Origin of the sequence: Alkalibacterium pelagium, assembly GCF_900109325.1 — a bacterium.
GTDB classification, from domain to species: domain Bacteria; phylum Bacillota; class Bacilli; order Lactobacillales; family Carnobacteriaceae_A; genus Alkalibacterium; species Alkalibacterium pelagium.
Map to the genome: position 1 here is coordinate 101,941 of NZ_FNZU01000006.1, position 12,608 is coordinate 114,548.

General features: G+C 38.3%; 7 protein-coding genes. All 7 read right to left on the bottom strand.

The window, feature by feature from the left end:
- Positions 1-31 precede the first annotated feature (31 nt).
- The gene (locus tag BMX79_RS06445; protein WP_091480512.1) at positions 32-2,158 is read right to left on the bottom strand and encodes a DUF262 and DUF1524 domain-containing protein; all 2,127 of its coding nucleotides are present in this window, start codon (positions 2,156-2,158) and stop codon (positions 32-34) included.
- Positions 2,159-2,234: 76 nt separating this feature from the next.
- Positions 2,235-5,234 carry a type I restriction endonuclease subunit R gene (locus BMX79_RS06450; protein ID WP_091480515.1) on the bottom strand — a complete coding sequence of 1,000 codons (3,000 nt, stop codon included), beginning with the start codon at positions 5,232-5,234 and terminating at the stop codon, positions 2,235-2,237.
- Positions 5,234-6,514, bottom strand: a complete 1,281-nt coding sequence (locus BMX79_RS06455) for a restriction endonuclease subunit S (protein WP_091480518.1) — start codon at positions 6,512-6,514, stop codon at positions 5,234-5,236. The genes BMX79_RS06450 and BMX79_RS06455 overlap by 1 nt, the downstream gene beginning before the upstream one ends.
- Positions 6,504-8,288 carry a type I restriction-modification system subunit M gene (locus tag BMX79_RS06460; RefSeq protein WP_091480520.1) on the bottom strand — a complete coding sequence of 595 codons (1,785 nt, stop codon included), beginning with the start codon at positions 8,286-8,288 and terminating at the stop codon, positions 6,504-6,506. The genes BMX79_RS06455 and BMX79_RS06460 overlap by 11 nt, the downstream gene beginning before the upstream one ends.
- A 327-nt stretch (positions 8,289-8,615) precedes the next feature.
- Positions 8,616-9,404, bottom strand: a complete 789-nt coding sequence (locus BMX79_RS06465) for a hypothetical protein (protein WP_091480522.1) — start codon at positions 9,402-9,404, stop codon at positions 8,616-8,618.
- A gap of 58 nt (positions 9,405-9,462) precedes the next feature.
- Positions 9,463-10,296, bottom strand: a complete 834-nt coding sequence (locus tag BMX79_RS06470) for a GIY-YIG nuclease family protein (protein ID WP_246117651.1) — start codon at positions 10,294-10,296, stop codon at positions 9,463-9,465.
- A gap of 431 nt (positions 10,297-10,727) precedes the next feature.
- Complete coding sequence (gene spxB, locus BMX79_RS06475; RefSeq protein ID WP_091480526.1) at positions 10,728-12,566, bottom strand: pyruvate oxidase; 1,839 nt, start codon at positions 12,564-12,566, stop codon at positions 10,728-10,730.
- Positions 12,567-12,608 lie beyond the last annotated feature (42 nt).

A 12,608-nucleotide genomic window follows, 5' to 3' on the forward strand; every position in this document is an offset into this window, starting at 1 on the left:
GATACAGTGGATGACTTAGATTTATAAATATTTAGTCCTCGCTATTCATCTGCCAGTCATATGACTGTTTAACAAGATAGATAATGTAAGTCAACTCATTTAGGCTGGAAAACCCAACTTCTACATCTCCATTTCCCCATCGGCCTATATTCGATACGTCTTTTGTGAGATTTTGAGGATCGTCAATTTCTTTGTAGGGCATATTGAGTGATAATCTTAATCGTTTAGATTGTGGAACCACATCCAGGAAATTTGTATCGACTTTATAAGCAATATACCTTCTAAGGTAATCTTCGTTTATCGAGGAATCAATAGCTAATACTTCCTTTCTTAACGCATCAAACAAATCCTTTATTTCTGGAACATAAGATGCATTTTCCTGAGATATGAACGGGTAATCATGTATGGATTGATTTTCTTTTGCTTTTGAAGCTGGCTTGTAAAGTTCAAGAACTTCTTCAGGTAATTCTGGGGCTTCCCATATCTTTACAGCTAAATTACTCAGCTTTTCAGCTCTTTCCTTGATTGCATCTTCATTCCACATCTGGACATCTCTCAGGCTATTGTTTAACTTGATTGGACTGTCTCTGAAACCATTTTCCATATCTCTTTTTACGTGAAAAGGTTTATCGCTATATTCAGAATTATAACCGGTAAGAGTCAAGTTTCCTATAGTGTGCAGCCAGGTTTCACGTATTCTCTCCCACTCAGAGCCTAGTTCTCTTTTCCATTCTTCTGATAAGTTATCATTTTGAGGCATGATATGTTCGATCGTATATTGGCTGACCTCAACGTGCTCTTTTCTGTTATAATTCTCTACTTTATTGAACCAGTATCTTCTTCTAGGAATATTATACAAGTCTCTTATTTTTAGTTCTTTCGTAAATTCACTATTGTTGGGAAATCTGCGATAGGAAGGCAAAAGAATGAAATGTGCTTCCACACTTTCAAGATAACGGCTGCGATCAACAGATTTCATAAAAGTTGAAAAAGTTTTATTCAAGGAGTTAGTTGGTATAGAGCAGATGTTTCTTCTAAACACATAGGATTCAACAAGTTTCAGTATCTTTATGAAATCCTCTTTTAATAAAACTTTATTTCTGTAATCATCATATAACTCCAGAAGCAGTGGATAAGCGACATCTACTCTCAACTCTCTAATATGATTGAAGATGTCATTTAAGTCAGGATCAGATTCTTTATTTAATGTCATATTGCAATAGTATTTAGAGTAGAGTCTAATATCTTTAACTATGTCACTGATTTCGACCCCTCTGGCTCTGCTTAAAGCAGCATACTCTTTGAAAGAAGCGTAAACTTCGTTGATCCTGGGGATTTTTCCAGTTTTTACGATCAGGAAGTGTCTCATGAATCGGTCAAAATCAGAAGTGTACGCTTCTTGACCAAAATCTAACTCCATTGGGCGCCAGTAATGTTCATATAAGTATTCCTGATCTTTGATATCAAGACCCATCAATATATAATTCCGAATTAAATCAGCTTGAGTCAGCTCTTTTCCGGTGGAATTCATACTCTCGAATATCAATTGCGGATTGTCCTGATTGTTATTAAGAGAAATGTCTACTAAAATTAGTTTGGCAATACCTTTACATAACACTTCAAGTTCATCACTGTATCTGTCGATCTGATATTTAAAATAATCAAAGTTTTCTTGTATTCTTAAAGAGTGATCTGCCGGCCAATCTTTATCGTCAATAATTGAAAGTAATGAGTTTTTGTCAGTTTTGGACAAAATCAGTTTGTAATATCTTTCGCCTTCTTCCTCAGGATTTTTCAAATAGTAATTTCGCAGCTTTCTTGGAGAAAAGCCTTCGACAATCTCTTTTCTGTCACTAGGCAATGCATCTAATTTATTTGCTAATGCCGCAATCAAAAGAGTTAACGTAGTTAATCTCTGCTGTCCATCTATGACTAGCAAGGGAGACTGACTCGTTACATGATAAATACCTTTTTCAATATAAACAATTGAGCCGACAAAGTGTGCTTGTACATTTTCATTCTTTCCAGTTCTGATTATATCTTCCCATAACTGCTCGCACTCTTTATTGGACCATGAGTAGGAGCGCTGGTATATCGGAATAATAAATTGAGGTGATTTCTTTATAAACTCAAGCAATTTTGCTTCTGTAGCTTTCATATTTACCTCCAATGCATCCGCTTTAAAAATATTTAGAATAAACAGAAGGAATATAATATTCCTTCTGTTTGCACCTTTATTTCCTCAGCTCTTTATAAACCTCACGACTGACGGCATTCAGTACGACTGTATAGAACGTCTTATCTTTAAATAGCTTCGCAAAGGCTTTTGACTGCGACTTGAATGAATCCTGGGCAATCTTTTGAAACTCTTGTGGGAAGAGATTTTCTTCAAACATTTGTTGACTATTATTGTTGGCTTGCTGCTTGAGTTTCGTATTTCCTTTAATCGCTTTTCGGTAAATTTCTTCTACTACTACTCTGTCTGAATCAGTAAACTCGCCTTGGAAGCGGTCATTGACTTTCTTAATGATCGCTTCCAAAAACTCGTCCTCTTCGGGTGGTTTAGGATTGGCATCCACTTCTTTGACATTTTCCAGTTCGCCATCCACAGTATCCGGTGTCAGTGATACATCCCCTTTAAACTCTTTCTTCAGCTGGAAGAACTCCAATTTAATCTTATCATCAAGATCTACCACGTCTCTACTTTCCTTTGGCAGGAACTTTACAAGGTATTTGGCAAAAATGTACTCTTGATGGAGTGTCTGGTCGAACATACGTGTTAACTGAGTGATGTAGGCATACCACTTGACGAAATTTCGTAAAGTCACTCTAAATTCATATTGCTGGCTTTCTTCCAAGTCTAAATACCGATTGATAATAGGCTTCAAAGCACTCGTGAACTGACCTAATTGGCGGTCATTCTGTGGCCCTTTTTTATTATAGATTTTCATGATATCATCTACGTCTTTTTGATTATAGACAACGTATTTACGCAATTTGTTCTTTGTATCATAGACTAAATTGACATCAATGGCTTCATTCAGAGTTGTTTCCTCGTAATAAGGTTCAAATGCTTCCTTAATTTCTTCTGCTTCGTTAACAAAGTCTAATACAAAAGTGTCATTTTTATCGGGATGTGTTCTATTCAGTCGAGATAAGGTTTGAACTGCCTTGACTCCGCTTAGCTTCTTGTCAACAAACATCGTATGCAAAAGCGGTTCATCAAAGCCTGTCTGAAACTTCTCCGCTACTACGATGACGTTGAATTCTTCAGTATTGAATTCCGCCTTTATTTGATCAGACGAAATCGACTTGCCATCCTTTTTCGTGTTCAGCTTGCTTTCGGTATACTCTTCTGATTGATCATTAACAGTACCGCTGAATGCCACCAGTACATCCATATCATGGTAGCCTTTTTGCTTGATGTACGCTTTGAATTCTTTGAAGTAACGTACTGCATGCAATCTTGAGGGAGTAACAATCATTGCTTTGCCTTTCCCTTTTATCTTATGCTGGGTTACTTCCTTGAATTGTTCAACCATAATAGCAGTCTTTTGTTTAAGATTGTATGGATGAAGGGACTCGTATCTCTTAATGGCTTTCAGTGCCTGTGTTTCAGGGACTTCTGGGTTGTCATCTGTTTCGCGAGCAATCCGGTAAGCAGTCTTGTAGGTTGTGTAATTCTTAAGTACATCGAGAATAAAGCCTTCTTCAATTGCCTGGCGCATAGAATAGGTGTGGAACGGCTTGAATGTTCCATCTTCTTGCTTGGAGCCAAACATTTCAAGGGTTTTCTCTTTGGGTGTAGCGGTAAAAGCAAAGAAACTTAAGTTATCGTGGCGGCCATGACTCATTAGTTCTTTCACTAATTTATCTTGTCCATCCAACTTATTGGCTTCTTCTTCCCCTTCAATCTCAGCATATTCTCTAAGGGCTGCTTCGGTATCTGCTAAGGCAGTCTTTAGCTTTTGTGCACTGCTTCCTGTTTGTGATGAATGGGCTTCGTCGACAATTATTGCGAAATTTCGACCATTGGCACTATCTACTTCGTCATAAATCACTGGGAACTTTTGGAGCGTCGTCACAATTATTTTCTTACCAGCATTAATGGCGTCTTTCAAATCCTGTGATGATTTTTTGTCGTCGATGGTTTCCACCAGTCCGGTCACGTGATCAAAACTGGCAATGGTTTTTTGAAGTTGCTGATCCAGTACACGTCTGTCGGTTACTACGATAACAGAGGAGTAAACCGATTCGTCATCCTGATTATGTAGACTACTCAAGCGGTAAGCTAACCAGGCTATACTGTTTGACTTTCCACTTCCCGCACTATGCTGGATAAGGTAATTGCGTCCGCTTCCATTCGTACGAGTATGATGCACTAATTTCGACACAACATCCCACTGGTGGTAGCGCGGAAAGATGAGCTTTCCTTTATGGGGATCGCCCTCCAGACTCATGAAGCGCTGCAAGATTTCCATCAAGTTGTCTTTTTGTAGTACTTTCTCCCATAAATAGGATGTTGCATAACCAGTTGGGTTGTCAGGGTTTCCTTTGCCGCCAACATTCCCTGCCCCTTTACTGCCTTGATTGAAGGGTAAGAAGTAGGTCTGTTTGCCTTTTAAGTGCGTTGTCATCCAGGCTTCATAAAGATCGACTGCAAAGTAAACTAAGAAGCGCTTGTTGAACTGAAAACACAGCTCCCGAGGGTTCCGGTCTTCTTTAAACTGACGCCTAGCATGTGTAACACTCTGGCCTTTGATCTGATTTTTTAGCTCCAACGCTACGATAGGTATTCCATTCAAGGATAGTGCCATGTCCAATGTTTTGCGATTACTGGAGCTATAGGCAAACTGACGTGTAACAGTCAGTCGGTTCGCCTGATAGTCCGCAATCACTTTACCATTCAAAGACGATTCAGGGCGGAAAGCGGCGACTTTTATCTTAGCTCCTCGGTCTTCAATGCCATGCCGCAACACATGTAGCAATCCATTGTTAATAATCTCATCATTAAGACGATTATAAAACTTTTCTTCGGCCTTCCCTTGATAATTGAGTTCGTATCTTTTCCACTGTTTAGGCTGTGTTTCTTTGACAAAGGCTAAAAGCTCGTTTAAGTTAATCGCCCGGTCAGCATCATAGTCTTTCATGCTTCCTTTAGTGTAGCCACCTTGCGTCAATAAATATGTTTCAATATCCTGTTCAAATCGGCGTTCATCATCCTGTAAAGACATTACTTGACCTCCTTTTTTCCGGTGACGTATTCATAAATCAATGATTTTTTGTAGGATTCTAACTCTGTAATTATCTCGCTTTTTTTCTTTATCAGTGAATCAATATTAGAAATTTTATTATCAAGGAAGTCTGCAATTTGAAGCTGCTCACTATAATCTGGTGCTATAGGAATGTACATATCTTTTATACGGTCAACATTTAAGTTAAGTTGTGTGTTCGAAATTGCTGTACGAACAAACGTAGCTTTCATGCCAGAAAAAGTATAATATAAATAATTCCAGTTGTATTCTTCTATAGGTACAAACCCTACAACGCTATCCGGAAAATATGAATCAAAATCTAAAATAGCAACATCTCCTACATTTGCTGCAATATTCATGACAAGCGTACCTTTTGGAAATTCTTTACTTACTTTTTTTCCTAATTCGTTTAAGGTTTGACTATAGCTTGTAATGTATTTTTTGGCTCTTGCTACATCTCCTGTCTGTATAAATGGATATTGTCCATTATAAAACCTTTCATCATTCCTTGGTCGATGACTGAATTGACCTCTTGAAATTTTTGTAACGTATTTGATTCTTGAACTAATCCAATGTTGAGGTACTACTCCAATCCAGTCTATTCCACTATCTTTCATCTCCACATCAGGATCCAGTCCTTTGGTGACTGTTTCAGTAATGAGTGATTGTCTGTAGGCCTTCAGGTTCTCAATCGATTGTTTTGTATCTTCGATGATATTGTCGATATGCGCCACTTTTTCATCTAGAAAAGCAGCAATCTTTTGTTGTTCCTCGATAGATGGTACTGGTATTGGATAATTCATAATGGTTTCATTATTAAGTGTCCATCTATTTTCGTACGATACTCCTTTTCCATGTGCGAAAAAAGCATTTGACCAGTATTGCAATTTAAAATAATAAATATAGTAGTTTGAATAGTAATTTTCTAAATTTTTAAGGTTAATGTAAGCCGGACTTATCACTCCATTTATATAAGAGATATTACAATTAGCTCCACTGACCAAATCCATTGGATTCAATAAAATGTCGCCTTTATTAACAGGATTGTAATTACTATAATCAGCGGCCAGTTGTCCTTCATTGTTATCTATATTTCTGACTTTGATACCTCTTCTTGCAAGTGATAAAACAGTGGGATTATTAATATCCGCTTTTTCTTTTTTTCTTATAAAGGCGTTTTTGACTTTACCTAATCTCCATTTTTCAGGCATCTCACCAATCCACTCAACTCCACTATCTTTCATCTCTCTATTCGCCATCTACATCAACCTCCTCACCTGAGAGGGCTTCGAAGCTCTTAACAATGCGTGCTTCTATTTCTGAAATGCGCTTAGCTATGTCTTCTGATTTTTCAGGCGCTTGATATTTATAGAATAGGCGAGTAAAGGGAATCTCGTAACCAACTTTTGTTTTCTTTTTATCAATCCATGCTTCTGAATTGAAGGGCTTGATTTCTCGTTCAAAATACTCGTCAATGTCTTCTGTTAAAGGAATATCTTCGGTGTCTCTCAAGTTTGTGTCTGCTTTTGGCTTGCCTTTTTTCAAAATGATATTACCTTCTTCGTCTTTTTCAGGACTTTCCACAGTCACTTTGTAAAAGCCAAAGTCTTCATTGTTCATTATCTTAGATTCGACTCGGCGGTCATCCAAAACGTACTCTTTATCCAAAAACTCTCCATAAGCCTGTACGATGATTTCGCGACACTCTTCAGTGATGTCGACACGCTTGCTACCAATACTCTTTCGGCGTTTATCGTACATTTCACTGGCGTCAATCAGCTGAACTTTTCCTGCACGGTGAAGAGGTTTGTCTTTAGAGTAAATCCAGACGTAAGTTGTGATGCCAGTGTTGTAAAAACTATCCCCTGGGAGTTGTATAATCGCATCCAACCAATCATTCTCAATCACATATCGACGTATCTCAGATTCGCCACTTCCTGCAGCTCCACTAAATAGAGCAGATCCATTATGAATAATCGCCATACGTCCATCATCTTTAAGTTTCTTTAAAGCATTTAGTGTGAAAAGTAGTTGCCCATCACTCTTGCGCGGAAGGCCTGGAGCAAAGCGTCCATTTTCTCCTTCGTCATGTTCTGCTTTTACCTTCTTATGGGAGCTCTTCCAGTCCACACCAAAAGGAGGATTGGATATGCAGTAGTCAAATGTATATCCTGGAAAGCCATCTTCAGTTAGAGTGTTGCCCAGTTTCATGTTTCCTGGGTTACCTCCGCGAATCATCGTATCAGCTTTCGCAATCGCGTAGGTCGATGGATTAATTTCTTGTCCAAATGTAGTGACCTCTGCATCTCGGTCAAATTCCTGTAGACGTTCTGTTATGGCGCTCAACATCTGTGATGTGCCCATTGTCTGATCGTAAACTGTTTTAACAACGCCATTATCCATCAACATGTTCTTATCCTCTGCCAGAAGAATGTCAGTCATTAAGTAAATGATGTCCCGACTGGTAAAATGTTCCCCAGCTTCTTCATTATATGATTCACTGAAGCGTCTGACCAAATCCTCAAATACATATCCCATATCGGTACTGGATATCTTGTCTGCACCCATGTAAGCAGCGGGTTGATTAAATTCCTGAATAACGTAAAAGAGCTTATCATTATTGGCTAATCGGGTGATATGATTGTCGAATGAGAAATGTTCCAAAACATCTTGAACATTATCGGAAAAGCCATTCAAGTAGGCCCGGAAGTTTTCTTCGATATGTTCTGGGTCTGAAAGTAGAGACGTAAAGGTAAACTTGCTTGTGTTGTAGAAAGAATAGCCCCCAGTAGCATCCAGCAAGAACGGATCCACTACCTCAAAGGTCTTGTATTCTTCATATGTTTCATGCACCTGTTCCAGAGTAGGTAAAAGTGTATCATGGAATCGTTTAATGACAGTCATTGGGAGGACAATTTCCCCATATTCATGGGGCTTATACAGTCCTCTTAAAATTTCAGCATTGTTCCAAATTAGGTTGGATTTTTCCTGTATATTGATGTTAGTTTGGGTATGTCTATCTATTTCATTCATTCTAATGTCATCCTCTAATAAAAATATAATCTATAATCATCTTATCATAATCACTTCTTTTTGTAATTGAAATCCGAGAGATATTGGCTGAATATAAACGAAAAGCAATTATAACTATTAACAGTTTTTGATCATTGGTATTACATAGTACGATTTAATTAGTTTACTCAATTAATAATTTATAAATGCACTACCTAAATAAATCCTCTAGATTTTAAGGATTTATTTAAGCAGTGCATCGAATTATAAAAGGAAATTATCTAAGTTTGAACTCCTAAATATTATGGGCAATTAGTAATATAATCTATATAAATTATGTGAAAGAAATTACTTTAAATTTTGAATGGTCTCTATTGTGGATTTGATGCTAAGAATTAAATCAATTAGTTCTCTACTATCTGTGTAAATATTTTCTTGTGAATGAGCAGTATTATTTCGTAAATCTTCCAATTTACTGAAAAAGGTCTCACATTTTCTACCGGAATCAAAGCCTAAACTTAAGCGCAATTTTTTGCTTCGTTTTATAATAGTTCCTTTATCACAAAGCTGAGTACTATCAATTAATGATAAAGCATTATTTTTAGTTACTAAATAATTGTATTTTTCTTTTGCATTTTCTATTCGTTTGTGTGTTAAAAATATGAGCCACTCATCATTTGGAAAAGTTTCTTTGATAATACCAGTCAATTGCATTTCCAAAATTGAAATAAAACTAAATATAAGCATTCTCATGGGCTGTTTATTTAAATCGGCAACTGTCACGATTTTTTCAACAGTATTGTTTTCCAAAACAAACATTCTATTCTTCGTTCTCAAAACTTCAAGCAACTTAAGTAAAGATGTAGAATCTGATAATAATTCATCTGAATCGAATTTTTTAAAGTTGCTTTTTACTTTGCCCTGAGAGGAATTGTCATTCTGTAAATATCCAATAACTTTTCCGCCCATTCCTTCTACTCCATAAACATCGTAGTCATTCTTAGTCATTTCACCCACAACTTCTATAATTTCATCTTCAAGAGAGCACGTATTTATATTCTCAGCAATTAAGCTCACGTTTAGTGTTTTTTCAAAAATGACAAGAATGTCGTCGTATGGTGTTGTAGAAAATTCCATAATAAGATACATCTCCTATAATCAAAATAAAGATAATAAATTACGTTTAAAATTTTTACTAATTAGCATTGTATCCGTAGGGCTTTTTGCTACCAAGTATATCTTTCCACCAGTTTTCTCGTTGTAGGATGAAATTCCTATCTACTCGTGAGTTATAATTTTCCAGAATTGAAAAATTAAAGTTCTTTTTAATATAGTCCATCCCCTTACCTGAGTCGTTAACGATATTAAGTAATTCGATGTTTCCTCCGTGACCATTTAAGACATACGAAGACCATCTCTGTAGTAACATGCCATTGTCTCCTGTAGCAGAACCTACATAATGTTTACCATTATAGTCGTCTCGAATAAGATAGATTGCTTTCTGGTTTTCTAATGCTTTAATCCAGTCTATTTTTTGTCTTTTGATGATAGTTTCCAGTTGATTGTAACTTAAGTGGACTTTATCGTACCCTGGAAAATCAACCCCATCAAAAGCAGAAGGGAGGATCTGTAATACTTCCATGTCATCGATGAGCGGTTCACTCCAACGTACTCCACTCTGGAAAGTTTTGTGATATTTGATTACTACTCTTCCGTAATATTTACTGTATTCATCAAGTTCAACCCCTTCATAATTAATATCATTAATTTTGTCAAGTTCTTTTGTAACCTTTTTAATTGTGGTTAGAAGCCACTGGTCGTATCCTATTCTAAGAAAACACATTGCAGTTTCTCCTACACTAAAGTATCTTTGTTTTGTACGCCAGAAAAGCCACTGATTATTAACGATATCCGGATTTTTAGTATACTCATCCATAGGATCTTCTACTCCATTATGAATATTAAATTTTATCTTAGTTGTAGATAAATCTTCAATTCTCAGTAAGTCATTTAACATTATATTCTTCACTTTGAACACTCCTTTAATTCATCTTCTGAATAGGATATTAATAATACTTGCTTAAAACAAGTTACTCTGCAGCAAAGACTTTATTGAATTCGGTTACATCACTAGTAGATTATATCAAAAATAAGTTACTTTTGATAATGCATTAATAACTTATTATTTAACAATTTATTCTCTTAGCTTCAGTATGTATAAATACCTGCTTTAAAGATATCTTGTTTGGATACAGAAATCATCAAGTTTTCAATATTAATGTACTAAGGCCTATTCTTTAGTATTAGAAAGACGTCCAGCTACTTTTTTAAAACACAAAAGTAGCTGGACGTCTTTAAATGAAACTTAAATTATCAATAATATAATTTGTTTCGTTTCAATAGCTGATTTTAATAGAAGTTGTTTAGGTAGTTTTTTCAAAATAATATAGGAATAAACTATCAAATCTGCTCCTCAGTATCCACCTTCGAGCCGTCCTGTGTAGATTTGTTTTGACGCTTCTGTACGAACGACTCCAAGCCTTCATCTTTAAGAAACTGACTGAATGGAACGAGTTCTTCTGCTTCGTACCGTTCTTTAAATGCGCGAATCTCTTCTTCTGGATATAAGGCTGGATCTAATTCCAGTGCTTCAGCCGGTATCGGACGGTCTTCGCTTATTTTCACGTTGACGACTACAGTCTTTCCGGATTTTTCTAGATCGACAGCTTTCTGGAAGACTTCATGCAGGTCGCTGATTTCACTGACTGTCAGTCCGACGGCCCCTTGAGCTTCGGCTATCTTCGCGTAGTCGACGGACTGGAAGTCGACACCATAGTAATAGTGATTGGTGTCCTCCTGCTCGGCTTTGATGAAGGCATACTCCTCATTTGAGAAAACGACATGGATGCTTGGCAAATTGTACTGGACACACGTTACGATGTCCTGCATCACCATTGAGAATGCTCCGTCTCCTGTCAGATCCCAAACCTGTCTGTCGGGAAAGGATTTCTTGGCGGAAATGGCACCTGGCAGTCCATTACCCATCGTCGCAAACACACCTGACGTCCGCCACATGTTCTTAGGTGACATCTTCAAGTGACGCACAGATGTCTGGGTGGTGTTCCCCACGTCTATGGAATAGATGGCGTCGTCGTCCGCTACCTGGTTTATGGCCTGGTAAGCCTGATAAATCTGCAGCTTCCCTTCCTTCTTGTTTTCCAGCTTATCGATATAGGCAGCCCAGTTCTTGATGTTATTCAGGTTGGCACGGTACCAGGCGCTTTCCGGTTTTTCTGAAACCTTATCCGTGATGGACCGAATGACTGATCCGGCATCGCCTAAGATGGCAACGTCTACTGGGTGTCTCTTCCCTAGTTTGTAAGGATCGATATCGATCTGAATAAATTTATCGACGTGGTCGAACACACCTGTCACTTCGGTGAAAGGATAATTGCTGCCGGCGAACAAGACGACGTCCGCTTCGTCGAACACTTCTACTGCCGGTTTTCTGGAGACCCGGTTGGCTGATCCTAACAGTGCTTCAAAATCATGCGGGAAGGTGTCGTAATTGATTCCAGTGACCGCTACTGGTGCTTTCAGTTTGCGGGACAGAGCCATGACGGCGTCCCCGTTTCTCCGAGTGCCGATTCCAGCATAAATGACCGGCCGCTTCGCATTCTCCAGTATTCTGGCCGCTTCTTCGATATTCTTCTCTTCAGGAATCGGATATGGAGGTGTCCGGTGCGCATTTGCAGAAGAATACCAGTTTTCACGGTCGATCTCTTCCCATCCGTAACTCACGGGTACTTCGACTGCCGCCACGCCTTTACGGGTAATGGCTGTACGAATCGCTTCGTCGATGATTTTCGGCAGCTGTTCCGGATAAGCCACACGTCGATTATAGATGGCCACGTCTGCGAACACTGGGTTGTGGTTCATTTCCTGAAAGGCATCCATGTTGATTTCATTTTCAGCCCGCTGTCCTATGATAGCCAGCATGGGTACGCCGTCTTCTCTCGCATCATAGAGTCCGTTCATCAGATGCGTTGCACCTGGTCCGCCTGACCCTAATGCGACACCAATTTCTCCACTGAATTTATATTGCATCGAAGCAGCCAGTGCACCCACTTCCTCATGACGCACCTGAACGAAGTCGATAGCCGTCTCTTCATGTTTCAGTGCGTCCATCCACGAGTTCAGCGATCCGGCGGGCAGGCCATAAATCTGCTTGACACCCCAGCTTTCCAGCACCTTGACTGCGGCAACTCCTGCTTCTATTTTATCTGTATTGTTAGTCATCAGTCGATCATCCTCCTGTGATTGGTAAACATCTCTACTTTC

Bases quoted from the DNA above. Each gene is read 5' to 3' on its own strand.
- BMX79_RS06455 (WP_091480518.1), bottom strand. From the start codon at position 6,514: ATGGCGAATAGAGAGATGAAAGATAGTGGAGTTGAGTGGATTGGTGAG.
- BMX79_RS06465 (WP_091480522.1), bottom strand. From the start codon at position 9,404: ATGGAATTTTCTACAACACCATACGACGACATTCTTGTCATTTTTGAA.
- BMX79_RS06460 (WP_091480520.1), bottom strand. From the start codon at position 8,288: ATGAATGAAATAGATAGACATACCCAAACTAACATCAATATACAGGAA.
- spxB (WP_091480526.1), bottom strand. From the start codon at position 12,566: ATGACTAACAATACAGATAAAATAGAAGCAGGAGTTGCCGCAGTCAAG.
- BMX79_RS06450 (WP_091480515.1), bottom strand. From the start codon at position 5,234: ATGTCTTTACAGGATGATGAACGCCGATTTGAACAGGATATTGAAACA.
- BMX79_RS06445 (WP_091480512.1), bottom strand. From the start codon at position 2,158: ATGAAAGCTACAGAAGCAAAATTGCTTGAGTTTATAAAGAAATCACCT.